This is a genomic window from Corynebacterium uropygiale, from assembly GCF_021568315.1.
GTDB lineage: Bacteria > Actinomycetota > Actinomycetes > Mycobacteriales > Mycobacteriaceae > Corynebacterium > Corynebacterium uropygiale.
The window spans coordinates 25,118-50,034 of sequence record NZ_JAKGSI010000007.1; the positions used below are offsets into that span (position 1 = coordinate 25,118).

Here is a 24,917-nt window from a genome sequence, read left to right on the forward strand (position 1 = left end):
TGGTTATCATTCCACGGCCGGGCAGGTGGTGCCGCCCGGCAGGGCGGCGTTGAGGTCGGTGACGTGGACGACCGGGTCGCCCAACACCCCGATGATCCGGCCGGCCGTGTGCTCGGACACGAGGCGGCGGACCTCCTCCTCGCTGAGCCCGTGGGCGCGGGCCACCCGGGGAACCTGCAGCTCGGCGTAGGCGGGGGAGATGCCGTCGTCGGCACCGGAGCCCGAGCCGCTCACCGCGTCGAGGGGAACCTGCTCGGGGGCGACGTGCTCCCGGGCGGCGATCTCCTGGCGGCGGGACTCATAGTCCTTGTTGAGCTGTGGGTCCAGGGGGGAGAGGTTGGTGGCGCCCTCGGCGCGGGACTGGAACCAGGCGTCGTCGGGGCGGCCGTCGGCGAGGCCGTGGGCGGCGACGAGGCAGTCGCCATCGTAGATGAGGTGGCCCTCGGCGGCGTCGGCGTTGATGCGGGAGACCGCCCACATCACGCAGGGGTAAGCCATGCCCAGCACCACCGTGCCAATGATGACGGCGATGAAGCCGCGAACAGTAGAGCGAAGAAAAGACATCATGATTCCTTTCAGGATCCTTCAGACTCCGGGATGGATCAGAAGGCTCAGAATCCGGGGAGGCAGCGAACCACCAGGTCAATGATCCAAATACCGATGAAGGGGGCGATCACCCCGCCGAGTCCCCACACCGCGAGGTTGTGGCGCAGCAGCGTTGCGGCGGCGGCCGGGCGGTACTTCACGCCCTTGAGCGCCAGCGGGATGAGCGCCACGATGATGAGCGCGTTGAAGATGATCGCCGAGAGAATGGCCGACTGCGGCGAGTGCAGCCCCATGACGTTGAGCGCCCCGAGCCGCGGCACCGAGGCCGCGAAGAGCGCCGGCAGGATGGCGAAGTACTTCGCCAGGTCGTTGGCCAGGGAGAACGTGGTGAGCGCGCCGCGGGTCATGAGCAGCTGCTTCCCGACCCCCACGATGTCGATGAGCTTCGTCGGATCCGAGTCCAGGTCCACCATGTTCCCGGCCTCCTTCGCCGCGGAGGTGCCCGTGTTCATCGCCACGCCCACATCTGCCTGCGCGAGCGCCGGGGCGTCGTTGGTGCCGTCGCCGGTCATCGCGACCATGCGGCCGTGGGACTGCTCCTCCCGGATGCGGGCCAGCTTGTCCTCCGGGGTGGCCTGCGCGAGGACGTCGTCGACGCCAGCCTCCTCCGCGATCGCGCGCGCGGTGAGAGGATTATCACCCGTCACCATGACGGTGCGGATCCCCATCCGGCGCAGCTCCTCGAAGCGCTCCCGCATCCCCGGCTTCACGATGTCCGAGAGCTCAATGACACCGAGCGCCCGGCGCCCCTGCGCGCCCTCCTCCGCGACGACGAGCGGCGTTCCACCCGCCTGGGCAACCTTCTCGACGGTGTCCTGGACCTCCTGAGGCCAGGCGCCCTGCCCTTCCGAGACCCACGCGCGCACGGCGTCGCCAGCACCCTTGCGGATTCGCCGCCCAGCGATGTCAATGCCGGACATGCGCGTCGTCGCGCTAAACGCCACGACCTCGGCGGAGCGCTCCTCGGGCGTCGCCTCCTGGGTGAGCCCGTGCTTCTCGGCGGTGTACTCGACGATGGACCGGCCCTCCGGCGTCTCATCCGCGAGGGAGGCCAGCCGCGTGGCGGAGGCCAGGTCCTCCATGTCCACGCCCGTGGCGGGGAAGAGGTTTGTGGCGCGCCGGGAGCCGAAGGTGATGGTGCCGGTCTTGTCGAGCAGGAGGACGTCGACGTCACCGGCGGCCTCCACCGCGCGGCCGGAGGTGGCCAGCACGTTGTGTCGCACGAGGCGGTCCATGCCGGCGATGCCCACGGCGGAGAGCAGGGCGGCGATGGTGGTGGGGATGAGGCAGACGAGCAGCGCGATGAGGCTGAGCGGGTCGAACTCGGCGCCCACCCACGTGCCCGTGGGCGCGAGGGTGACGACCGCGACGAGGAAGATGATCGTCAGCGTGGCGAGCAGCACGGACAGCGCGATCTCGTTGGGGGTCTTCCGGCGCTCCGAGCCCTCCACCAGGCTGATCATCCGGTCCACGAAGCTCTGCCCGGGCTCCGAGGTCACCTGCACGACGATCTCATCGGAGAGCACCACGGTGCCGCCGGTGACGGCGGAGCGGTCCCCGCCGGCCTCGCGGACGACGGGCGCCGACTCGCCGGTGATCGCGGACTCGTCGACGGTGGCCGCGCCCTCGATGACGTCACCGTCGGCGGGGATCGTCTCGTTCGCGGCGACGAGGACGACGTCGCCCTTGTGTAGCTCGGTCGCGGCGACCTCGCGGACGGTGCCGTCGGTGTCGCGCAGCCGGGCGCGGGTATCGGTCCGCACGGAGCGCAGGGCGTCGGCCTGGGCCTTACCGCGGCCCTCGGCGACGGCCTCCGCGTAGGAGGCGAAGAGGATCGTGACCCACAGCCAGGCCGTGACGGACCAGGCGAACAGCGAGGAGTGAGTGATTGACCAGAACGTGGTGATGACCGCGCCAACCCACACCACCAACATCACGGGGTTACGCGCCTGCACCTTGGGGTTCAGTTTGCGGAACGCCAAAGGCAACGCGGAAAGAAGAGTGTTCTTATTCATCAGATGTCCTTAGGGAGGAGGTTGTGAGTTCCGTGGGACTAGGCCGCCAGGGCCTCGGAGATGGGGCCCAGGCAGAGAACGGGGAAGAAGGTCAGGGCCGCGACGAGCAGCACCACGCCGACGGTCAGCGCCCCGAAGGTCACGCCGTGCGTCGGGAGGGTGCCGGAGGAGGCCTCCGTCGAGCGCTGCTCAGAGAAGGACCCGGCCAGCATAAGAACGCAGATGATGGGCAGGAATCGGCCCAGCGCCATCGCGGCGGCGAGCGAGAGCTGGAACCACACGTTCGTCACGGTGAGGCCGCCGAACGCGGAGCCGTTGTTATTCGCGCCGGAGGTGTAGGCGTAGATGATTTCGCTCAGGCCGTGGGCGCCGGCGGGGGAGCCGACGGGCCCATAGTTGGTGAGCGCGTCGATCGTGCCCGGCAGCAGCACCGTGATGGCCGTCCCGGCGAGCACGAGCGTCGGCATCACGAGGATGTAGAGACACGACGCCGTGATTTCCCGCCGGCCCACGTGCTTCCCGCCGAACTCGGGGGTGCGCCCGACGAGCAACCCGCCGATAAACACCGCCACGATCGCCACCACCAGCAGACCGTAGAGCCCGGCGCCCACACCGCCGGGCGACACCTCGCCGAGCAACATGTTGAGCATGGCCAGGCCACCGGCGGCCGGCGCGAGGCTGTCATGCATCGCGTTGACCGCGCCCGTCGAGGTGGCAGTGGTGGACGTTGCGAAGAGGGCGGACGCCCCCTGGCCGAAGCGCACTTCGATGCCTTCTATGGTGCCGGCCTTCACCTGTGCCCACGTCATGAGGCCCAGCACCACACCCCACAGAAACACGACGACGCCCAGCAGGGTGTAGCCATCCTTGGCGCGCTGCGTCATGATCCCGTAGGTGTGCGTGAGGGAGACGGGAATGACAAGAATCGCGAAGATCTCCACGATGTTGGTGAAACCGTTGGGGTTCTCAAAGGGGTGCGAGGAGTTCGCCCCCACGATGCCACCGCCGTTGGTGCCCAGCTCCTTGATGGCTTCCTGCGATGCGATGAGCGCGCGGGGGACGTCGACACCCTGCGCCGTCACCAGGTTGGACCCAAAGCTTTGCACCACGCCGCCCGCGAGGAGCAGCAGCGCGATGATTACCGCACCCGGCAGCAGGATCCGCGTGGTCCCGCGCACGAGGTCCACCCAGAAGTTCCCCAGGTTGCGGTGGTAGGCAATCCCGCGCACGAGCGCCACCGCCACCGCCATGCCGACAGCCGCCGACAAGAAGTTCTGCACCGTGAGGCCCGCAGCCTGCGTGAAGTTCGTCAGCGTGTCCTCACCGGAGTAGGACTGCCAGTTCGTATTCGTCACGAAGCTCACCGCGGTGTTGAACGCCATCGCGCGCTCCACCGCCTCCTGCGGATTCCCCCAGGAGGGCAGCACCGCTTGCAGCCTTTGGATGAGATACAGCACGACGACGGATGCCAGGGAGAATCCCAATACAGCCCGGCTATAACCCCGCCATGTCTGAGGGGCGTCGGGGTTAATGCGCAGAAGCTTGTAGCACAGTGCCTCTGTGCGCAGGTGGCGCGGCGAGGTGTACACTCTCGCCATCCACCGACCCACCGGCACATACGCCGCCGCAAGGAGAATGATCAACACAGCAATCTGGCCAAGCGTGGCCACGAGAGAAAAAGACGACATGACCTAGAACCTCTCTGGATCGACGAGGGCAATGACCAGGTAGCACGCCAACGCAATGGCGATCACGAGGAGGCCAATGGCAACGATCTGACTCATGAGAGGCACCTTAGAAAGCACTCATGAGGGATCGGCCCCACTTTGACGGGATTTTTACGGCCAATGAGGAAATCTTGACGTTTCTTTGACGGTAGAGGGGAGAGGCGGCCGCGGTGGGAGACCGTCAAGGTGGTTCGGTGTCCATTGCGCGTGCGTTCATCCCCCGATCGATGAGTGACGAGAATACTGCCCCCCGATGCCCGTGCCCACTACCCGACGCAGGGGCGCTTACCAGGGGGTGACGTTGACATTTATGGGGTGTCGCGATCTGACGAGCGCGGCAAGCGACCGGTGATCGTCGATATCCATGGAGGTGGGTGGAATCAGGACGCGCGCATGCCGGCCACTTTACGGTGGTTCGCGGACCATGGGTATCTGGTGCTGCGGCCGAGCTATGAGCTGGCGACCCCCAACAGGCCGACGGCGGATACCGTACGTGACCAGGTTTTTTCTGCGTATGCATGGTGCGCGAAGCACGCGGCGGAGTGGGGCGGGGATCCGCAGCGCCTGTCCGTGTTTGGTGATTCGGCGGGTGGTGGTCTGGCGGTGAGCACGGCGTACCGGGCCTCAGTGGATGCGAGGGTGCCGGGCCCGCAGGATTCGTTCGTGCCGCCTGATTCGGTGAGGACATTTGCCGGTCAGGCGCGCTCCGCGGGGATCGACGTCACGCTGCAAGAAGTTCCCTGGGCGGATCACGCCTTTGACGCGCAGTTCGCCGATTCTCTGGGATTTCAGCTGGTCACCTCGGTGACGGACGCGTTTCTTCGGGAGGCGTAGCTGCCGCATCCGTGGCGGGGATGGTCTTCTCTCCCGTGAGCATGGTGAGCAGTAAGATCAGTGCGGTGAGGGGGTTGGGTTCTTTTGGGGATGATGATGCTCGCGGATCCCCTGGTTGGCGATGGCGCTCACCCACGCCCATGTTGCCAGGCTGACCGCCAACCCGAGGAGGCCCACCGGATTCATATATCCGGGGCTGATCATGAACCATATGGTGCAGACGATGGCGGCAAGCGCCGCGATCATCACCCCGATCTTCAGTGCGCGGCAGAACCGTGCGGTTTCCCATCCCTGGTGGTAGAGGTAGCCCGAGTAGGCCGCTACCCCGCTGAGGCTCAGCCCAGCGACCAGGAAGCACACCGCGTAAGCCAGTCCGCCACCCGGAACGCCGGTCTGCTGGTCAAGCCATTCCTTTACTGACGTAGACAAGGCCACAATCTGGAGTGTCCACAGGATGATGAAGGCCGCAGTGCCGATGTGAAAGAGAGAGAGTTTCCGCATAACGATCATCCGAAGGTGAAGTCGAAGTACATTTCAGTTGCAGGAGCATTCGAGTTTATGTCGTCCCAGGCATGTGCAGTTTGAGTTTCACCCACGCCAGCGACAGCTTTAGCTATCTGTTTTCCATCCCGCTTGTAAGTGATACTCGCACCAACAACTCTTCCTTGTCCGCCGCAGTCGCCACCAGAGCCCTGTTCACCCGAGGCATGGACCGTGCCTCGATAATGGAGGTATGCGATTTGCTGATTGCGTACGGTACTTGAACCGCAATGAAAAGTATGGTCTTCGTAAGGGCTCCAATGGTTAAAATTTATAAATGGACCATTCGCCCCGGTGGTAGACGCTTTATCGCTCTTCTCTAGTTTTTGACAACCGATGGAGTGTTTCGTTCCTTGTGAGTCAAGAAATACTTTGTGTTCTCCATGTGAACAGTCAAGCTCTTGCTGTACTTGAGAAATCGTGGGATCTTCTCCTGAAAAGGGCGCCTGATCTTGAGCATTAGTTACAGGAGGGGTGAGTATGCCAGTAGTGCACATGCTCGCTACTAGAACTTTCATAAAACCCTTATGTCTCATGTGCTCGGGAACCTCTCTTTGGTGGGGTTGATAAGCCGCGTTCTTGCAGCTTATCTATCATGTGCCTATGGTAAGGTTCCCCCTCGAAGAGTTCAATACCTTGTGAATAATTGCACAAAACTCACAAAGGTGACGCAACTCACTACGTGAGGACATGCTGGAACGGCTCTTTCTTTGGGGCACGTACATTGACTATCTAGCGGTTTCCTCTTCCCTCTTCCTCGGCTTCAAAGGCGATGCCCCTCGAGGTTTTCCTTGCGCTCGGTGAAGAAGGCGAGCATAGTGACTGTGCGGCCGCGGACGTTGGTGGCGATGTCCTTGGGGACGTCATCGGGAATGAGCAGCACATCATGGATGGCGTAGCCGCCTCGCCCGCGGCGGGGTGGCGTCTTCTCCCGTGAGCATGGTGAGCAGGAGGACGTGCTGCTCGGCGGGGTCGGCGTCGGCGGGGCAATCCACCCGGTGAATGAGGTAAGCCGGCAGATGGAGGACGACGCCCGGCTCCATGGTGATCTCCTCGTCCTCGCACGTGAAGACGAGGGTGCCGCGCAGACACTGGACGGTGATGGGGTGGGCCGCGCGATGATCCGGCAGGCTCTGACCCGGGAGGAAGTGGAAGCAGATGAGGTTGCCGCCATCAGCCTGGAGGAGCCGGCGCACGCCGGGGCGCGGCCGGGTGGGGTGGGGCTCGGGTAGGTTTTCCAGCACCCGGATGGTGCTCATGTGGCCGGCGTCGGAGCGCTGCTCGGGGCTGCCAAAGGTGTCAGGGTGGTTGGTGTGCATGGTGGCCTTCTTCTTGGATCAGCGTGGATGGGGATGGGGTGTTCGCACTGCCGCCTCGGTGAGCGCGGGAGATCACTGAGGCGAGAGCGCAGACCAGCGCTACGGCTCCCTCTTCTGCAGCACCATGCCCATCCCCGCCAGATAGTCTCGGTATTCGGTGAAGGTGGCGCGCATGGCGAGCACACGCCGGCGCACTTCTGGCTTTCGCGCGAGGTTCATCATCATGGTGGCCACGCCGAGCGGGCCTTCGTCGGCGAGGAGGCGGCGCGGTTCGAGGAGGCTCATGGTGGTGGTGAAGTTGTCGGTGACGGTGAAGCCGGCCTCAGTAGCAACCTCGGTCCATTCCGGCCGGGTGAGGGGGCGGGCGTTGACTTTGATGACCTGCGCGAGGCGCCGGCGGATCGCGGTGGCGATCTCTTCGGGCAGGTCATCGGGGGTGAGCGCCATTTCGTGGATGGCGTAGAACCCGCCCGGCCGGAGGATGCGGTGGGCTTCCGCCATGATGGCCCTCTTCGCTTTTGCGCCCTGCATGGTGAGCATGGCCTCCCCGATGACGATGTCGGCGCACCCGTCCGGCAGGCCCGTATCCGATGCGGACACGTGATAGACCTTCTGCTGCGTGCCGCCCCACTCGGGGTGGGAGCGCAGGAGGTGGGCGACCTGCTCGCAGGCATCGCGGTCCTGGTCCAGGGCGGTGTAGGTGGCGGGGTGGGCGTCCAGCAGAAGGCGGGCGGTCGTGCCCAGTCCGGGGGCAATTTCGACGACGTCCGCCCCGGCGAGGTTGAGCTTGCTGAGCAGCCAGTCCGTTGTTTCTCGGCCGCCGGGGCGCAGGACCTTCTTGCCGACGCTTGCGAGGATCCAGTGGCCGCCCTGGCTCTCCACGGGGCGATCAGATTCAGGGGTATGCGGATGCTGTGTGTGAGGCATGCCTTAATGCTACTCCCAAATACGTATTTAGGGGTGGCTGGGGTGAACGATACAGTGCCCGAGAGTGCAACCGGTGATGTGCGCGGCAGGAGCCAGGGAGGGGCGGTGGTAACAGAGGGCACGATCGTGAGAGTGCCAGGGACCGATGCCGATGAGGCGGGCGGAGAGTGCTCTGTTCGGAGCGGTCAGATGCTGTGTGAACTATAGGAAACACATCATGGCTGCATCCGCGAGACGACATGTCAAGGTGTCAGAAAAATTGAAAAGGTAGCTTTCGTTCACCCCCAATACGGGGGAAATCTATCAATCTCATCGGTACTTATTGACAAGGGTGACCTTAGTATTCCAGTCTGTAGCTGTCCTACTCATCGACCAGGAGGGATCATGAGGATCACCAAGAAGATCGTCGCTACAGTGAGCGCTGTTGCTGTAATGTGCTCATTCTGTGAAGTGGAAGTCCATGCGGAGAGTCGAGATGCTTCTCGCTCCGAAATTCGCCTCGTGGATTCCCCATTCCAAGGCACGCTTGATGATCAAGCTGAAGCAATGACTACGCTTCTCGAATACTATGAGAGCATTCCAGATGAAGTCCTTCAGAAGGGTGACGCTGCATATGATCAATGGAAAGAGCAGCATCCGATTATGGCTACAAGGGCAAATACTGTTGACTGCACCTTGGCTATAACAGCATTAATCGCTACTACTGCCATCCCTGTCGCAAAAATTGTGAAGATCAAGAAGCTCATCAAAGCGCTGGGTGGCGTCCAGGAAGCTGTACGAATCATGTGGGGAGCGTCGTTCAGCTACGAGAAACTGATGGCAATGGGCGGTGCAGTGAAGGATCTCGTCGCAGAGATCGTCGGATACAAGGATGTTAAGGAGAAGTGCTTCCAGTGACGAATAAAAAAGTTTGGGCGGTCTCTCTAACGATTATTCTTGTTGTTGCCGCAGTTTTCGTGGCGATCCAGCACGATTATATGGTGGCGTTGATCCTGCTCATCGTGGCTGGTCTTATCGATCTTCTTGTTCTTATGCCGTCGCGAAAGAGCATCGATTCTATTGCATCGCATAAAGAACTCGGAGATATCAATCCTGAGGAGCTGAAAGAGTACAGGAGGAAGCATCCTGGTAGCTCCATCGTGGATGCTATCAATAACACCAGAGAGTGAAAGCGGCACGTACTATCCGCGTACATACCGGTGACCGTCAGGTAGAGGCATCCTTGTCTCTCCCATGATCGAGATGAGCGACGTACGAGTTTTCAGCGTTGCGTCCGCATGGGTGGTGCTGTGGAGCTGGATCGGGAAAGCTAGCCCCTTGTCTGCAACAGCTGCGAGAACAGTTGTCAGCGGACAAGGGGCATCGTGCGCTTCTGGTCTTATGCCCAGCCTGCCGGGACGAGGTTGAGGATGGACGCGATGGAGTAGAGGAAGGCCAGCACGTAGACGGCGATGAGAACGACTTGGAGGGCTGGGTGGGCCTGCCAGGTGGCCTGCCAGACGGGTTTGCGGTCGCCGTGGCGTCGGGAGAGTCTAAGGAGGATGACGGGGATGATGGACATGACGGCGCCGGAGAATCCGCCGGCATAGCTGAGGGCGGCGACGAAGCTGCCCCATCCGGCCAAGGAGATGATCAGCGGCGGGCCGACGGTGAGTGCGACGGCCAGGGGGCGTTGGCGTCCGTGCTCGGCCCAGTGGCAGACGTCGAGGATGTTGCGCATGGCGGTGTAGCCGATGGCGATGAAGCTGGTGAACATCGCGCAGAGGGCGAAGATGTTGGCCAGGTAGTAGGCGCTGGTCCCCAGGTTTTCACCCCAGGAGACGGTGACCACCTCGGACACCGAGGTCCCCAGGAAGCCGAGCGCCGCGAAGGGCACGAGCGCCAGGGTGAAGCCGGTGGCGCACATGCCGAGCACGATGGAGCGCGGCACCGCGGAGGGGGAAGCGGGGTCTGCGCCGCGCGCGATCTCGGGGACCACGTATTGGGCCAGGAAAGTAAACACCGCGAGGTTGAGGATCGGCACGATGAAGTAGGGATGGAAGACCACGAGGTTCTCCATGCTGATCCCCGGGCCTGCGAAGGTCCAGCCGCAGAGGATGAGGATGATCGCCGCCATCCCGCAGGTGATGAGGCCCTCGGTGAGGCCGGTGGCCTCCAGGCCCTTCCACATGATGAAGGACCCGGCGGCGAAGAACACGAGCGTGCCGGCCAGCTCCGGGATGAGGCCGTTGCTCAGGTTGGAGAGCAGCTGCCCGCTCCCGGAGGCGTAGGCGATGAGCGCGCCGATGCTGTTCACCATGATCGCGATGAAGATGATCCAGCGGCCCGTCTGGCCGAGGTAGCGTTCGGCCAGGCCAGAGAGCTGGAGCGGCTCCTTGGTGCGCAGCGAGACCTCGGCGATGTAGAGCATGGAGATCGTCGTGAGCACGCCCGCGATGACCAGCGCCACGAGCAGCGCGAGGAATCCGCCATTGCGCCCGGCGTAGGGGAGGGAGAGGATCCCGGCACCAATGTTCGTGCCGAAGATGAGCGCCACGCCCTGGGCCACGCTGAGGTGAGCGCGGTGGGGGCCGGTGGTGTCGGGGCCAGGCTGCGTCGTGGGGGTCGAGGGGGAGGAGGTATCGGTCATGGTGTCCTTCAGGTCCGGCGGGGAGGGGGAGGCGCTTAGGCCTGGACGGCGTGGAAGGCGTCGACGAGGACGCGGAGGCCGTCGCGCAGCAGCTCCTCAGAGATGACGAGCGGCGGCAGCAGGCGGATGACGTTGCCATTCATGCCGCAGGTGAGGATGAGCACGCCCTGCTCCTTGCAGCGCGCGGCGATCGCGGCGGTGAGGGCGGCGTCGGGCTGCCCAGAGGGCTCGACGAACTCCAGGGCGATCATGCCGCCCCGGCCGCGGATCTCGGCGACCCGGCCGGTGTCGAGCAGCGGGGAGAGCTCCTCGCGGATGATGTCTTCGATCTCCCGGGCGCGGCCGTTAAGGTTGAGCTCCGCCATCTGGTCGAGGGCGGCGAGGGCGGCAGCGCAGGCCACCGGGTTGCCGCCGTAGGTCCCGCCGAGGCCACCGGGCTGGACGGCGTCGATGATCTCGGCGCGGCCGGTCACCGCGGAGAGCGGCATGCCGCCCGCGATGCCCTTCGCCGTCGTGATGAGGTCCGGGACGATGCCCTCGTGATCGCAGGCGAACCAGTCGCCGGTGCGGGCAAGGCCGGCCTGGATCTCGTCGGCAACGAAGACGACGTTGTTGCTCTGGCACCACTCGACAAGGGCGGGGAGGAATCCCTCGGCCGGCTCGATGAAGCCGCCTTCGCCCTGGATCGGTTCGATGACCACGCATGCCAGGTTGTTCGCGCCGATCTCCTGCTCGATCTTGGTGATCGCCCGGTCCGCGGCCTCCTTGCCGGAGAGGCCGTCGCGCAGCGGGTAGGAGGTGGGGATGCGGTGCACGTTGCCGGCGAGCGGGCCGAAGCCCTCCTTGTAAGGCTTGTTCTTCGCGGTCATCGCGAGGGTGAGGTTGGTGCGACCGTGGTAGCCGTTGTCAAAGACCACGACGCTGTGCTTCTTCGTGTATGCGCGGGCGATCTTCACCGCGTTCTCCACGGCCTCCGCGCCGGAGTTCAGCAGCACGGTCTTCTTTGCGAAGGAGCCGGGGGTGAGCTCATTGAGCTTCTCACACACGGCGACGTAGGACTCGTAGGGGGAAACCATGAAGCAGGTGTGCGTGAAGTGCTGGACGGACTCCTGCACGGCGGCCGCGACCTTCTCGTTGGAGGCGCCCACGGTGGTCACCGCGATGCCGGAGGCAAAGTCAATGAAGGAGTTGCCATCCGCGTCGACGAGGACGCCACCGTCGGCGTCGACGATGTACGCGGGCAGCCCGGGGGTGAGCGCGCGGGCGACGGCGTTGTCGCGCCGCTCGGCGAGTGCCTGCGAGGCCGGGCCGGGCAGCGGGCCCTGGACGGAGCGCTTCTGGGGGAGGCGGTAGGTGAGGTCCTTCATGGGTTCTCCTTCGGAAGGGGTGGGGAGGGGCCGACGACGCCAGCCCTCGATAAACAGGCGCCACGAGTGTGACGGGGAGATCGTGGGACTCAGTATGTGAGAGGGGTCGCCCTGGGGGAAATGTCCGGCATGGACAAATATCCGGCAGATCTTGTCCATGATGGAGCACGTCTGCCAGAATGGGCCCGTGAACTCGGCGAATCATCGCTCCATCCCGCCCGCCCGCGGGGAGCTGGACCTCCATTGGCTGCTGCGCCAGACGCGGCTGCGGCTGCGCCCTCTCGTGGATCGGCCGGCGCGCTTCTGCGCGGTGCACACCACGGAGCTCCTCCACCCGGGGGAGTTCCTCCCCTCCGGGAGCATCGTGCTGAGCTTGGGCATGGTTTTCGCGGGAGGCCCAGGCGGTGTTGCCAGCGCGGAGCCCGCTCACCCCTGGGCGGACTACGTCCACCACCTGGCGGAACACGGGGTGGTGGCCGTCGGATTCGGCACGGGGCTCGTCTTCGATGCCGTCCCGGAGGGGCTCGTGGCGGCGTGCCGGGAGGCGGGGCTTGCGCTCTTTGAGGTCCCGCGGGCCACGGCCTTCTTGTCCATCACCTCGGCGGTGGCGGAGGAGCAGGGGCGCCGGGCGCGCAGGCAGCGCGAGGAGCTCGCCCGGATGCAGAGTTTCCTCACCGCGCGCGCGGTGGCGCAGGGCATGACGGGGCTGTGCGAGCAGCTCGCGGAGAGCCTCGATGCGGAGGTGGCCGTGGTGGATAATGACGGCCGCGTCGTCGGGAAGGTGGGGGAATCCGCGGTGGAGCTCGCGGTGGCACACATTGCGCGCGGGCGCCACGAGGGGAGCCTCGCGCCCGGGACGATGGTGTTTCACATGACGCGCTATGGGCATCGGCATCACGTCATGGGGGTGCGCTCGCGGCGGCTGCTCGGGGAGGCGGATCGGGCGCTCATTAAGCACGCGGCGAGCCTCGCGGATATCCTCCAGCGCCGCTCGGATGCCCTCGTGGAGCGGGAGAATCGCCTGCTCAGCCACGCTCTTGCCCTCCACGTGGGGGCGGCCCCCGATGCGAGCGCGCTCCACACCATCCTCGCCCGGGTGGCGGACGGCGCGGGCCGCATCCGCCCGATCCTCCTCCACGCCGAGCAGCCCGCCAGGGTTCGACGCGCAGAGCGCGCGGCGCGGGAACAGCTTCGCCGCGAGAATCGCTCCTGCGCCACCCTGGCCGTCGACCCCACCACCACGCTGCTCGTCCTCCGGGGGAGCCGGGGCGTGGACTCGGCGCTCAGCCTCCTCGAGGGGGCGCGCGGCGGGGTGCGCGTCTTCGTCGGCGAGCCAATGAGCCTCGACGCCCTCAGCAGCGAGACCGTCGAGCGCCTGGCGATGATGTGCCGCACGGTGCCGCTCGGTGAGTGGGCGGCTACGACCAGCCACGACTGGCTCCGGGACTCCGCGGTGGCTGCGGCCCTCGACGCCCAGGCGCGCGACACCTGGGACGTGCTCGCCGCCCATGACCGCGAGCACGGCACAGACCTGTGTGGGAGCCTCGCCGCGTGGGCGCGCGCCGGGACGAACGTCGGCGCGGCCGCGGAGCTCGCCGGGGTTCACCGGCACACGATGCGTCGTCGGCTCGCGAGCATCAGCGAGCTCTGCGGAGTGGACCTGGCGGACCCGCTGAGCATCGCGGAGCTGCTCCTCGTGGTGGCGACCCGCCCGGCACCCCACGCGAGCGGGCAGGCGCGGGCTTAGCTCTCCACCTTCGTCCACGGCCACCAGAAGCGGCGGCCGCTGAGCAGCGAGGTCGCGGGCACGAGGAAGGAGCGCACGAGCAGCGTGTCCACCAGCACGCCAAAGCCCACGATCACAGCCAGCTGCACGAGGAATTGGATGGGCACGACGGCCAGCGCCGCAAACGTGGCCGCGAGCACCACGCCGGCGCTGGTGATGACCCCGCCGGTGAGCGTGAGGGCGCGAAGGGTCCCCGACTCGTGCCCGTGCTCGAGGGCCTCCTGGCGGATCCGCGAGGCGAGGAAGATGCTGTAATCAATGCCCAGCGCGACGAGGAAGATGAAGCCATAAAGCGGCACGGAGGGGTCGGCCTGCCCCATCCCCATCGCGGAGAGCACCCACGAGGACACGCCCAGCGCGAAGCCGAAGCTGAGAACCGTGGCGATGAGCAGCAGGATCGGCGCGACGATCGCCCGCAGCAGGAGCGCCAGCAGGACGAGGATCACGGCGAGGACGATCGGGATGATGAGGTTGCGATCGTGGATGGCCGTGTCATTCGTATCGATGGTCGTGGCCGTCTCCCCGCCAACGTAGGTGGTGGCCTCAAGCGAGGCGAGCCTCTCGCGGAGGGTGCGCACGGTATTCTCCGCGGCGGGGGACTCGGCCGAATCCGCGAGGCTGGCCTGGAGCATGACTTGCCCATCAATGCGGGTGGGCTCGGCGGCCTTCGGGCCCATGGGGATGGGGGCGCCGTCGGGGCCGAGGGGGAGGAAGCCGCTCGGAGAATCGGCGCTGGTCACGGACACGTCAGCAATGCCCTCGGTATCCCGGACAAGGCTGGCCACCTCCGCCATGTCCGACTCCTGCGTGAGGATGTACGCCGGGGAGGCGCTGTCCTGGGGGAAGTGCTCGTGGAGGATCTCGTTGCCCTCGCGGGCCTCGCTGTAGCCGACGACGAGCTCGCTCGTCGGGACACCCTGGGCGTCCAGGGCGGGGATCCCGGCGCAGCCCAAGGCCAGCAGCACGGTGAGGCCGCCTGCCCAGGCGCGGGGGCGCTGGCGAACCGTCGACGCGATGCGGGCCCACACACCATGCGCGGAGGCATCCGTGGGGTCGGCACTCGCGGCGGAGGCGTGGGCCGCGTACTTCTTCGAAGGCCAGAACGCGTGCCGCCCGAGCAGCACGAGGAAGGCAGTGAGGAAAGTGAGCGACGTCAGCGCCGCGCAGAGAACCCCGATGGCGCCGACGGGCCCCAGCGCCGCGTTGGAGCGCAAGTCAGAAAACGTCAGGCAGAAGATGCCGGCGGCCACGGTCCCCGCGGAGACGAGGATCGTCGGGGCCACCTCCTTCAGCGCGGCGAGCGCGGCCGTGAACGCGCGCTCCTTCGGGGCGTGGGCAATTTTCTCCTTAAACCGCGCGATAAGGAGGAGGGAATAATCCGTCGCCGTGCCGATCACCAGAATGAAGAGAATCCCCTGCACCTGGCCGTTGACCGTAATGATTCCGCTGCGGGCCAAGAGCACCGTGAGAAGCACGGAAAAACACAATGCCGTGAGCGAGGTGAGCAGCGTGATAATCGGCAAGATAGGGGTGCGATACACGATGAGGAGAATCACCGCCACCACCGCGATGGCCACCACCAGAAGCAGACCGTCAATACCGGAAAAAGCCTCCAGAAGGTCGGCCGTAAACCCGGCGGGGCCGCTTACCCAGCTGCGCAGCCCCGGGGAGGAATCCGTGGCCTGGGTGATGCCCTCGCGGAGGGATTCGACGGCTTCGCCCGCATCCATCGAGGAAGGGATGGGGATGATGAGCTCGATGGCCTTCCCGTCCTCCGAGGGGATCGGCGGGGAGGTCTGCACGTCCTGGCCGAGGATCTCCGGGAGCTTCTCCTGGAAGGAGGTCACAGCCTGTTTATCCGTGGGGCTTAATCCGTTGGAGTTTTCAATAACGACAATGGCCGGAATGGAATCCGATCCCAAGAAATCCGCCTGCACGGAGGCGACGTGGGTCGATTCCGCAGATTCGGGGAGAAAGGAGGTGCGGTCGCTCGTCACCACATCGGAGAGCGAGGCAAAAGACATCCCGCCCACCCCGAAGAGACATAGCCACACGACAATAACGATGGCAGAAAAGGAAAAATACCTGCGGCGAGAAGGGGCCGCAGGTTCATTCTGGGTGGTGGTCATAAAGACGACTATACCGACGGGCCCAGCGCGCGCCGGGAGAACGATCAGGCGCCGGCGTCTGCGGGGAGGGGCTGGCGTCGAAACAGCCGCCCGTTGAGACACAGGGCAGCCATGGCCACCACGACGAGGGCAATGACCCCCGTGACCAGCAGACTGTGCCCGGTGAGAACGCCAAAGAGCAGCATCCCCAGCGGGATTCCCGCGGTGTTCACCAGCTGATCGCGGGTGGCAAAGAGGTGGACCTGATCCTGATCGGGGAAGGATTGGCCGAGGACATCCCACGCGATCCCAGAAAACGTGGTGGCAGCCGAGCCCAAGATCGCGGCCAGCACAATGAGGGCCGCGCTGGGGGAATAGGCCAGCGCCGCCACCTGCGCAGAGAGCAGGACGCAGGCGGTGGCCTGCTTGAACCGCCAGGGGATGCGGCGGGTCCGTCGAGAAAACGCGGACATCGAGCCCAACAGCGAACCGATGGCGCCCCCTGCGGCCACCCACCCCCACCAGGATTCGTCGAAGCGGTTCATCACGAGGGTCGGGCCCGCGACGCCGAGGAAACCAATCGCGAGGGCACACGCGCCCCACGTCACCAGGCCCGTGCACACCCAGAGGGGCAGGGTGGCGGCACTGGCATTGGGGTGTGTGTCGGATTCCTCGCTGTCCGAGGCCTCACCCGGGGACGTGTTCTTCTCCGCGCGGAAGCGGAGCAGCGGGGAGAGGACGAGGATCCCGATGAGGAAGGAAAGAGAATCAATGAGCAGGACGCCATGGAATCCAAGGCGCATCATGAGGGCCGTGCCCAGGAGAGGGCCGCACACGAAGAGGACGTCCCCGATCACCGACAGAGTGCTGTTGATCTTTTCTCGTTCGGAATCATGGAAGAGCTGGGCGAGAAGGCTGAAGCGGGCGGGGTTGAAGAAGGCCGTCGCGCAACCGTACACGAAAGAGGACACCGCGAAGGCGATCCCCTCCTGCGCGCCACCAGCAAGGAGCCACAGAAGGAGGAGGAACTGCGCGAGCAGACGGACGGCGTCCGAGCACACCATCCACAGGGCGGGCCTCCGGGGCGACGGCGCCCGCCGCACCCCCAGCGAGGCGAGGAAGCGCCCCAGCCACAGGCTGACGAGGACGGCCGTGAGAGTTTTTCCGGAATGATCGACGTGATAGGACTCGATGGCAAAAGCCACGGGGATAATTCCGTCACCGAACCCCGAGATGAGGGCGGCGCAGAGGATGAGAATGGATGAGAGTCGATGTCTCAGGGGGGGCATGGGCCTCACTTATGAGCTAGGAAATATCACCATGTGAACTGCAACACAGGTTAACGCGGTGGGGCGTATCCCTCGAAGAAGTGTGAAGAAGTGCACTGTGGCTCCAGCAGTGTGAGCGTTGCTGTTCCCGCCCTGCCCCACACACGCCAACGGCCGCTGAGACTCCGGGGAGGATCTCAGCGGCGCGTGGGTCATTCGGGAAAGAGGGAAGGAGAGCGCTCCTACTTCTTCACGGCGTAGAGGCGCTTGTTGACGAACTCATCCATGCCGAGCGGCCCGAGCTCACGGCCGTAGCCGGAGCGCTTCACGCCGCCGAAGGGCATGCTTTCGGTCTCCGGGGGCTGCTGGTTGACGCCCACCATGCCGGCGTCGAGGGAGCGGGCGAGCGCCTCGGCGCGGCCCTCCTCGACGGCGTAGACGCTGGAGCCCAGGCCGTACTGGGTGTCGTTGGCCAGCTCGAGGGCTTCCTCATCGCTGCTCACCCGGTAGATCTGGACGATGGGCCCGAAGAACTCCTCGTAGTAGATGTCCGAGCCGACGGGGATGTCCGTGATGACAGCCGGGGAGACGTAGAAGCCCGGGCGCTCGAGGCGCTCGCCGCCCACGTGGACGGTGGCGCCGGCCTCGCGGGCGCGCTGCACCTGGTCAACGAGGATGTCCGCGGCCTTCTCGGAGGACAGCGGGCCGAAGGCGTTCTCCTCACCGGCGGCCGGGTCAGCCGGGTGGAGGGCGCGGATCTGGGAGATGGCTTCGTCGAGGAACTCCTCGTACACGTCCTCGTGGACGATGATGCGCTTGTTGGAGTTGCACGCCTGCCCGGTGTTCTCCAGGCGGATCGCGAGGGCATCGCGGGCGTGCTGCCGGGCGTCGGCCGTCGAGAGCACGATGTACGGGTCAGAGCCGCCGAGCTCGAGGACGGCCTTCTTCAGCTGGGCGCCCGCCTGCTGGGCGACGGCGGCGCCGGCCCGCTCGGAGCCGGTGAGGGAGACGCCGCGGAGGCGCGGGGCCTCGATGAGGGAGCTCACCTGCTCGTGGGTGGCGAAGATGTTCTGGTAGACGCCCTGGGGAACGCCGGCCGCGTCCATGATCTCCTGGACGGCCAGCGCGCAGCCGGGCACGGACTCGGCGTGCTTGAGGAGGATCGTGTTGCCCAGCATGAGGTTCGGGGCCACGAAGCGGGCGATCTGATAGAAGGGGTAGTTCCACGGCATGATGCCGAGCAGCGGGCCGATGGGCCGGCGCTCGATGACGGCGCGGTACTCGTCGGTCTCCTCGAGGACGGTGTCGGCGGCGAGCTTCGGGCCGTGCTCCGCGTAATAGCGGAAGATGTCCGCGCAGAACGCGGCCTCGCCGGTGGCCTCCTCGATGGGCTTGCCCATCTCCTGGGTCGCGAGGGCGCCCAGCTCCTTCGCGCGCTGAGCAAAGAGGTCCGCAATGGCGCCGACGATCTTCGCGCGCTCCTCGATCGGGCGCGCGCCCCAGGCCTGGTAGGCGGTCCAGGAGCGCTGGAGGGCGTCGGCGACCTGCTCGTCCGTCGTGTGCTCGTGGTGGCTGATTTCTTCGCCGGTGGCGGGATTAATGGCGGTGTAGGAGGGGGAGGTTGTCATGAGTAATCACTCCTTGTTGTTCGTGTTGTGGGTCAGTGTGCGCCACTATGTCAAAAATCTGTTCCGGATGCAGACTCCTCGACCGCCCGGTGGGTGGTGTCCGTGGAGGATTCGCAGCGGCTCAGCGTCTTGCCCAGGAAGAAGTCAGGGTGGCGCAGCCGCGTCCACAGCATGAGCAGAACCCCCACGCCGAGCACGGACATCCCGAGCACGAACACCGCGCCAATCCCAAAGACGGAGGAGCCCGAGCCATAGGAGGGGTCAAGCGAGTCGTGCGCCGTGATCGCGAACATCACGAGCAGCGTGATGCCGCCGAGCCCCGGGCAGATGAGGCGGAACAGGACGGTCCGCCAGGAGCAGAAGAGCTCGCGTCGGAAATACCACACGCAGGCGCAGGCGGTGATGCCGTAGTAGAAGCAGATCATGAGGCCGAGGGCCGTGATCGTGTCCCACAGGGCGTTCTCGCTGATGAGGCGGGTGACCGCGTAGAAGCCGGCGGCGGCGAGCGCCGAGGCCCCCGTCGCCACGGAGGGAGTGCGGAAGCGCGGGCTGATCTGCGCGAACACGGGCGGAAGCGCCCGGTAGTGGCCCATCGCGAGGAGCGTGCGGGAGGGGGAGATCATGGTGGACTGGAGCGAGGCGAAGGACGACGCCATCACCGCGATGGACATGAGCATGGCCGCCGGGCCCATGATCGGCCCAGCCAGTGCTGCGAAGAGGGACTCCTGGTTCGCGGGGTTGCCGGCGCCCAGTCCGTCCTCGCCGACGCCCGCCCACGCGATCACGCCCAGCGCCACCAGCACATACACCGCGATGATGAGGAGCACGACGATCGTCGACGCCCGCCCCGCCGTGTGGTGCGGATCCTTGGTTTCCTCGGTGAGGGTGAGCGTGGCGTCCCAGCCCCAGAACATGAAGATGGACAGCGAGACGCCGGCCGCCACCGTGCCCACATCGGGCAGGTCAGCGGGGTTGAACCAGCTGAGGTTGATGGGGGTGGCGTCGAAAGCGGAACCGTTGTAGGCCCGCCACAGCGCGGTGATGGCGAAGCCCAGCAGCACCGAAAGCTGGAGGACCACCAGCACGTATTGCACGGCCTTGGTGGACTCCATGCCGCGCCAGGAGATCCACGCGGCGATGGCCAGCAGGGCGCACGTCGTCGGGATGTTCACCCACATGTTGAGGCGCAGGTCAGCGAGGCCGGGGTTGTGGAAGAGCTGCCCGAGGAGGATGTAGAAGAAGTCGACGGCGACGGCCGCGAGGTTGGAGAGGACGATGATGGTCGCCGCGATGAGCCCCCAGCCGCCCATCCAGCCGAGCCACGGGCTGAACGCCTTCGTGGCCCACGTGAAGGAGGTGCCGCTGTCGGGGATGCGCTGGTTGAGCTCCCGGTAGCCGAAGGCGACGAGCAACATCGGCAGGAAGCCGAGCAGGAGGATCGCCGGCACGTGGGTGCCGACCTCCGCGATGGTGGGGCCCAGCCCGGAGGTGAGGGTGTACGTGGGGGCGATGCAGGACACGCCGATGACGACGGCACCCAGCACGCCCACCTGGCCGGCCGCGAGACCCTTGTCCCCGCCACTCTGGGCCGGGGCGTCCGTGGCGTTCTCGCGCGTGCGGGCACTCATGATGCACCTCCCGCCGGGATGACGACGACGGGCACCGGGGTGTGCTTGACGATGTGGTGGGCTGTCCGCCCGAGGAAGAGGTGCCCGCCCGCGGCAATCCGCGCGGAGCCGAGCAGCAGGATCTCATCCGGGTCCCAACTGAGCTGGCGGACGGCGTCGTTGAGCGTGTCGCCGATACCGACGTCGACGCTCACCCCGGGCTCATGGCGCAGCTCGCCCACCATGGTGTCCACGCGGGCGTCGAGGCTGGCCTCGGTCTCGCGGGTGAGGAGGGAGGCCAGCCGGAGCGGCAGCCCCCGGTGCCGGGCAATCCGGGCCGCGACCTGCACCACGTCCACCGCGCCGGGCCGGGGCCCGAACATGGCGGTGATCCGGGTGATGGGCTCGCGGCGTCGGTATCCCGTCGGCGCGAGGGCCACGGGAAGGTCCGCGGAGTGGAGGAGCTCGCGCGCGGTGGATCCGATGACCATGCGGCGCAGCAGCCCGCCGGAGCGGGAGCCCACCACGATGATCGAGGTCGCCGCGCCGTACTTCTCCTTCGCCTCGTGCGCGGCCTGGAGGATGCCCTCCGCGTCGGAGCGCGCCCCCACGATCCGCCCCTCAGCCTCGATGCCTTCGGGGACTTCGGCGAGGGCGTCGTCCAGCCACGTCTGCATCTGCGAGTGGATGATGGATTCGTAGCCGGCATCGTGGCGATCGGAGGCGCCGAACACGTCATCGCGCGGCTCCACCATCACCACGGTGAGGGGCACGTCGAGGCCGCTGGCCAGCGCAATCCCCAGGTTGAGGGCGTCCTGCCCGGTGGCGGTGGCCGTGTAGCCGACGGTAATGCAGCTCATTATCAGGCCTCCTCGCCGGGCGCCGGGGACGCCTCGGATGCCTCAGGGGTCTCGACGCCCGCAGCCGCGAGAATGGCGTGCGCCGCCTTCTCGCCCTGGCGGATGGCGCCGTCGACGTGCTGGTAGCCCTCGGCGGCGATGTCCGAGCAGGCGTAGTGGATGGGCCCGGTGGGCTGGTTCTGGAGGTGGCCCCAGCGGCTCAGCCCGCCGAGGTCATAGCTCGTGGCGTAGGCACCGCGGGTCCACTCCTCGGCGGCCATGTCGGAGAGGTAGAACGCGATGGGGTGGAGGGTCTCTTCGCCCAGGTAGGCGGCCATTTCCTCGAGGATGCGCTGCTGGCGGGTCTCGGCGTCGAGGGCCCACATCTCCTCGGCGAAGACGTCGGAGACGAAGCCGACGAGGGTGCCGTAGCCCTCCTCCTCGGGGCCGTTCTCCCCGGGGAGGACGTTGGTGTTGTCGTAGATCTCCTGAACCAGGTGCCCGCCGCCAAAGCAGGTGCCGGAGAGACCCTTCTCCCGCCAGAACGGGCGGTCATAGACGGCGTGCACCTTGATGACCAGGCCCATCGAGATGTGCTGGTGGGCGACGTGCTGCTCGCGCGGCATCGGCGGGACGTACTGGATGCGGCTGTAGAGGTTCGGCGGGACGGCGAGCACCGCGTGCTGCGCGGTGACCGTCACATTGTCGCTGATGGCGGTGACGCTGCCGGCGGCGCCGTTGGTGGGCACACCGTTGCGCACGTCGGCGGGAACCTTGTTGAGCGGGTCCGCGGTGCTGGGGTCCGGGGTGGCCCAGTGCAGGGTGCGGACGGGCTGGCCGAGGAAGATGTCCTCCTCGCCGACCCGCCGGGCGAGCTCGAGGGACACGGACTGCATGCCGCCCACCACGCGGCGATCGAGGATGAAGTCCTCATCCACGAGGTTGTCGAAGCTCCCCGCCGAGGCGGCCATGAGCGCCGCCTGCAGGGCGGAGAAGGTGGTGGCCGGCTTGGTGAGCATGCCGCTGGCCACGTAGATGGAGACGTTGTCGATGGCCTCCGTGTCATCCGAGTGCTGCTCCAGCCACGTGCGGAAGGGGATCGCGTCGAGCTCCTTGGCGCGCTCCGCGGCCCACGGGGCGGTGGCGCCGACCTCCGCCGCCACATCATTCATGAGCGCGATGAGCTTCTCCGTCTCGACGCGGGTGGTCTCGCTGGTGGGCATCGCATCCCCCGAGTACACGTGCCGCGTGCCGTCCGGGGCGCGGTACACGGAGTCGCCTTCGCGGTAGCGCTGGAAGGTCTCCAGCCCGAGCTCCTCCACCAGGGCGCTGAGGCGTGTCTGATCGGGGGAGATCCACTGCCCGCCGATCTCGATGAAGTGCTCGGTGCCCTCGGCATCGGCGACGGCGCCGTTCCACGTGCGGCCGCCGACGCGCTCGCGGGCCTCCAGGACCGCGACGCTCAGCCCGGCCTTCTTCAACGTGTACGCGGCCATGAGGCCGGCGGGACCTGCGCCGATGATGACGACATCGCGGGAGATCGTGGTGTTCGGGGCGGGGGAGGAAGTCATGGGATGTCCTTTCTGAGTGCGACTCCGTGGGGCGGGAGAAGGCGGAGTGTGATCCGCACTAAACGAATACCGTTCATTTAGCCGTGTAGGGCATGCTACTCACTGGGGCCGGATATGGCAAGGGTCACTTCCTGGATGTCTGTGCATAACAGCCAATTGGAGGCGGGGGTAAGGTGAGCAAAGGTAAACGCGCTGGGCGAAGGTGCATAGTAGGGGCGCGTGCACAGGGGGTAGGGATGGCTTTAGTTAACACCCGTAATGCGGGGTGACGTCAAGGCGTCGCAAGATCCTTCCGAAGTGTGTCTTCGAGACGGAGGCTGAGGGCGTCGACGGACAGGGGTGGCCAGAGCTAACGCGACGGCCGATGGCGTGGAAACCACCGATTCGAGGTCGATTGGACTTGGGGTCGCGTGCAAGCTCGTTCAATTTATTTATGGATATAATACTAGCAAACATGTGACCTAAAGCAAATTTTCAGTAGACTGAAAGCTTGATCATACATGCCTGGAGTATATGCCCTAAATAGGGGGTAACTTTGCGTAGAGCTCTTGAGATGGCGCGGTTGTCGTGAGATTGTGGGCGTGCCGAACAATTTGACAGAAAGGAGTTGATGATGCGTCACCGGAAAGTGGGCACGTTGTTTATTCTTGCAACATTGACGGTTGGTCAAATGTTGACACCGCACGCTTCGGCCGAACCGATTGGTATGGAAAGAAGTTCTGGATTTGAACCGCCAAGCGCGTCAGCTGAAGAGGTCCTCTTGCGGTATGTATCGGTTGATGGCCCGGGGGCTACCGTACACTTCAATGAGGAGGCTGCTAAGGCGGATGCTATCGATCCCGCCATTGTTGAATCGGGAAGACTGTTTAATGAATATGCTGATGCAGTTCATTCTGGGGCGAAAGGTAACCGGGCAAAAATTGTAATCTGGGGAAATTATTGCGGGCCAGAGCATTCTGGGCCAGGGGCCCCGAAGGATCTCCTCGACGCTGCGTGCAAGAAGCATGACGAATGCTATGGCCAGCCGAACTCATATGGGAGCTGTGCTTGCGATGACGCTTTGATCGCGGAAATCAACGAAAACTATCGAAGGATGCATGCAACTGAGAAGGTGGCCGCGACTGCCGTGAAGTCGTATTTCATTGCCGTGCGTCCTAAGTGTAAAAAGTAGGGAGACATGAAAAAGAAAATAACCACGCTGGTCTGTTTGGCAGCGATGTCGGTTTGTATGGGTTTCACCTCGGTAGCTGAATCAGGGGCCGACCCAATTGGTGCCCCGAGGTCTTCTGGAACCGGATGTTGGGCGGAGAAGGTGACGGGACCTGGAGAGCATATAAAGGGGAAGAAATGGGACTGGGTGCGGCTCCATTGTGGGACCATACAAGGCGCAAAATACGCGCGAGGTAAGATTCAGTGTAATCACTATCCCGACCGTTACACATCTTGGCTCGTAAGTAATGAATCCGGCGATTCTGGCGGATGTCCTTTCGGCAGCGGAGCTGTTTCCGTTGAATATGTGAGGAGTATATAATGAAATGTTCGTGGTCTTTCTATGGACAATCCCAACCGCGCTGGATGGTGGCGCTCGCGTGGGTCCTCGTTTTCCTGCTCCCCGTCGTCACCTTCCTTGCCCTGCATGATGAGGGCGGTGACCAGCTTCTTTTCCTCTATCCCCTCATCGCGGGAATCGTTGTGCTCGTCATGGCTTTCTTCTTGAAGAGTTGGCTCCTCATTATCGAGGGACTCTTCACCCTGACGTACTACCTTTCCCTCGGCGGGCTGTTCATGGACCTCATCCCGTAGGGACCCCGCGGAGTGCGCATAAAGAAGGATGCTGTGTGCTCGACTCCGCTGTACTGTGAGGCCATGAAGACAACATCCTGGTCTTTCTATGGAAAATCCCAACCGCGCTGGATGGTGGCGCTCGCGTGGGTCCTCATTTTCCTGCTCCCCGCGGTGGCCTTCATCTCGCTGCGCTATGACTGGGGCTACCAGCTCCTCTTCATCTATGCGCTCATCGCGGGTCTCATCCAACTGGTCCTGTCCTGGTGCCTGCGGAGCTGGCTGCTCATCCTGATTGGCCTCTTCACGCTGACCTTCTACTACTACATGGCGGGCCTGCTCTTCGGGATCATTCCTTAAGGCG

At 65.1% G+C, this 24,917-nt stretch carries 23 protein-coding genes; 7 read left to right on the top strand and 16 right to left on the bottom strand.

The window, feature by feature from the left end:
• Positions 1-6 precede the first annotated feature (6 nt).
• From L1O03_RS11180 to kdpF, 4 genes are read right to left on the bottom strand one after another with little or no spacing between them, the layout of a single operon-like run.
• Positions 7-567, bottom strand: coding sequence for a potassium-transporting ATPase subunit C (locus tag L1O03_RS11180; RefSeq protein ID WP_236120054.1), 561 nt, complete (start codon positions 565-567; stop codon positions 7-9).
• A gap of 44 nt (positions 568-611) precedes the next feature.
• The gene (kdpB, locus tag L1O03_RS11185) at positions 612-2,621 is read right to left on the bottom strand and encodes a potassium-transporting ATPase subunit KdpB (protein WP_236120055.1); all 2,010 of its coding nucleotides are present in this window, start codon (positions 2,619-2,621) and stop codon (positions 612-614) included.
• A gap of 38 nt (positions 2,622-2,659) precedes the next feature.
• Positions 2,660-4,309, bottom strand: a complete 1,650-nt coding sequence (kdpA, locus tag L1O03_RS11190) for a potassium-transporting ATPase subunit KdpA (RefSeq protein ID WP_236120056.1) — start codon at positions 4,307-4,309, stop codon at positions 2,660-2,662.
• 3 nt (positions 4,310-4,312) lie between these two features.
• Positions 4,313-4,405 (bottom strand): K(+)-transporting ATPase subunit F, encoded by a 93-nt coding sequence (gene kdpF, locus L1O03_RS11195; RefSeq protein WP_236120057.1) that lies wholly within the window; start codon positions 4,403-4,405, stop codon positions 4,313-4,315.
• Between the two features lie 258 nt (positions 4,406-4,663).
• On the opposite strand from kdpF, the gene L1O03_RS11200 reads away from it, so the two are divergent.
• On the top strand, positions 4,664-5,182 hold the full coding sequence (locus tag L1O03_RS11200; protein ID WP_236120058.1) for an alpha/beta hydrolase: 519 nt from the start codon (positions 4,664-4,666) through the stop codon (positions 5,180-5,182).
• A gap of 57 nt (positions 5,183-5,239) precedes the next feature.
• Here the strand turns inward: L1O03_RS11200 and L1O03_RS11205 are convergent, their stop codons facing one another.
• The 4 genes from L1O03_RS11205 to L1O03_RS11220 form a co-directional block, all read right to left on the bottom strand.
• Entirely contained in the window at positions 5,240-5,683 is a 444-nt protein-coding gene (locus tag L1O03_RS11205) for a hypothetical protein (protein ID WP_236120059.1), read from the bottom strand.
• Between the two features lie 5 nt (positions 5,684-5,688).
• Positions 5,689-6,219 (bottom strand): hypothetical protein, encoded by a 531-nt coding sequence (locus L1O03_RS11210; protein WP_236120060.1) that lies wholly within the window; start codon positions 6,217-6,219, stop codon positions 5,689-5,691.
• A 387-nt stretch (positions 6,220-6,606) separates the two neighbouring features.
• The gene (locus tag L1O03_RS11215; protein WP_236120114.1) at positions 6,607-6,981 is read right to left on the bottom strand and encodes a cupin domain-containing protein; all 375 of its coding nucleotides are present in this window, start codon (positions 6,979-6,981) and stop codon (positions 6,607-6,609) included.
• Between the two features lie 159 nt (positions 6,982-7,140).
• Positions 7,141-7,968 (bottom strand): class I SAM-dependent methyltransferase, encoded by an 828-nt coding sequence (locus tag L1O03_RS11220; protein WP_236120061.1) that lies wholly within the window; start codon positions 7,966-7,968, stop codon positions 7,141-7,143.
• Positions 7,969-8,352: 384 nt separating this feature from the next.
• Here L1O03_RS11220 and L1O03_RS11225 point away from each other — a divergent pair, with 384 nt between their 5' ends.
• Both L1O03_RS11225 and L1O03_RS11230 read left to right on the top strand, forming a co-directional pair.
• A complete protein-coding gene (locus tag L1O03_RS11225; protein WP_236120062.1) occupies positions 8,353-8,865 on the top strand; it encodes a hypothetical protein in 513 nt (170 codons plus the stop codon).
• Complete coding sequence (locus L1O03_RS11230; protein ID WP_236120063.1) at positions 8,862-9,137, top strand: hypothetical protein; 276 nt, start codon at positions 8,862-8,864, stop codon at positions 9,135-9,137. The genes L1O03_RS11225 and L1O03_RS11230 overlap by 4 nt, the downstream gene beginning before the upstream one ends.
• A gap of 209 nt (positions 9,138-9,346) precedes the next feature.
• Here L1O03_RS11230 and L1O03_RS11235 read toward each other — a convergent pair whose 3' ends face one another.
• Both L1O03_RS11235 and gabT read right to left on the bottom strand, forming a co-directional pair.
• On the bottom strand, positions 9,347-10,597 hold the full coding sequence (locus tag L1O03_RS11235; RefSeq protein ID WP_236120064.1) for an aromatic amino acid transport family protein: 1,251 nt from the start codon (positions 10,595-10,597) through the stop codon (positions 9,347-9,349).
• A gap of 35 nt (positions 10,598-10,632) precedes the next feature.
• Positions 10,633-11,964: a 4-aminobutyrate--2-oxoglutarate transaminase gene (gabT, locus tag L1O03_RS11240; protein ID WP_236120065.1), complete on the bottom strand. Its 1,332-nt coding sequence runs from the start codon at positions 11,962-11,964 to the stop codon at positions 10,633-10,635.
• A gap of 187 nt (positions 11,965-12,151) precedes the next feature.
• On the opposite strand from gabT, the gene L1O03_RS11245 reads away from it, so the two are divergent.
• Positions 12,152-13,711 (top strand): PucR family transcriptional regulator ligand-binding domain-containing protein, encoded by a 1,560-nt coding sequence (locus L1O03_RS11245; RefSeq protein ID WP_236120066.1) that lies wholly within the window; start codon positions 12,152-12,154, stop codon positions 13,709-13,711.
• On the opposite strand, the gene L1O03_RS11250 is transcribed toward L1O03_RS11245, so the two are convergent.
• The 6 genes from L1O03_RS11250 to L1O03_RS11275 all read right to left on the bottom strand — a co-directional run bounded on the left by L1O03_RS11250 (position 13,708) and on the right by L1O03_RS11275 (position 22,771).
• On the bottom strand, positions 13,708-15,879 hold the full coding sequence (locus L1O03_RS11250; RefSeq protein WP_236120067.1) for an MMPL family transporter: 2,172 nt from the start codon (positions 15,877-15,879) through the stop codon (positions 13,708-13,710). The genes L1O03_RS11245 and L1O03_RS11250 overlap by 4 nt on opposite strands.
• Positions 15,880-15,923: 44 nt before the next feature.
• Positions 15,924-17,147 (bottom strand): MFS transporter, encoded by a 1,224-nt coding sequence (locus L1O03_RS11255; RefSeq protein WP_268914294.1) that lies wholly within the window; start codon positions 17,145-17,147, stop codon positions 15,924-15,926.
• A gap of 221 nt (positions 17,148-17,368) precedes the next feature.
• Entirely contained in the window at positions 17,369-18,754 is a 1,386-nt protein-coding gene (locus L1O03_RS11260; RefSeq protein WP_236120069.1) for an NAD-dependent succinate-semialdehyde dehydrogenase, read from the bottom strand.
• Between the two features lie 50 nt (positions 18,755-18,804).
• Positions 18,805-20,382 carry an APC family permease gene (locus L1O03_RS11265; protein WP_236120070.1) on the bottom strand — a complete coding sequence of 526 codons (1,578 nt, stop codon included), beginning with the start codon at positions 20,380-20,382 and terminating at the stop codon, positions 18,805-18,807.
• A complete protein-coding gene (locus tag L1O03_RS11270; RefSeq protein ID WP_236120071.1) occupies positions 20,379-21,221 on the bottom strand; it encodes a universal stress protein in 843 nt (280 codons plus the stop codon). The genes L1O03_RS11265 and L1O03_RS11270 overlap by 4 nt, the downstream gene beginning before the upstream one ends.
• Before the next feature lie 2 nt (positions 21,222-21,223).
• Positions 21,224-22,771, bottom strand: a complete 1,548-nt coding sequence (locus tag L1O03_RS11275) for a flavin monoamine oxidase family protein (protein WP_236120072.1) — start codon at positions 22,769-22,771, stop codon at positions 21,224-21,226.
• Between the two features lie 610 nt (positions 22,772-23,381).
• Here L1O03_RS11275 and L1O03_RS11280 point away from each other — a divergent pair.
• From L1O03_RS11280 to L1O03_RS11290, 3 genes are all read left to right on the top strand, one after another.
• Positions 23,382-23,942: a phospholipase A2 family protein gene (locus L1O03_RS11280; protein ID WP_236120073.1), complete on the top strand. Its 561-nt coding sequence runs from the start codon at positions 23,382-23,384 to the stop codon at positions 23,940-23,942.
• 359 nt (positions 23,943-24,301) lie between these two features.
• Positions 24,302-24,574 (top strand): hypothetical protein, encoded by a 273-nt coding sequence (locus L1O03_RS11285; RefSeq protein WP_236120074.1) that lies wholly within the window; start codon positions 24,302-24,304, stop codon positions 24,572-24,574.
• 63 nt (positions 24,575-24,637) lie between these two features.
• The gene (locus L1O03_RS11290) at positions 24,638-24,913 is read left to right on the top strand and encodes a hypothetical protein (protein ID WP_236120075.1); all 276 of its coding nucleotides are present in this window, start codon (positions 24,638-24,640) and stop codon (positions 24,911-24,913) included.
• Positions 24,914-24,917 lie beyond the last annotated feature (4 nt).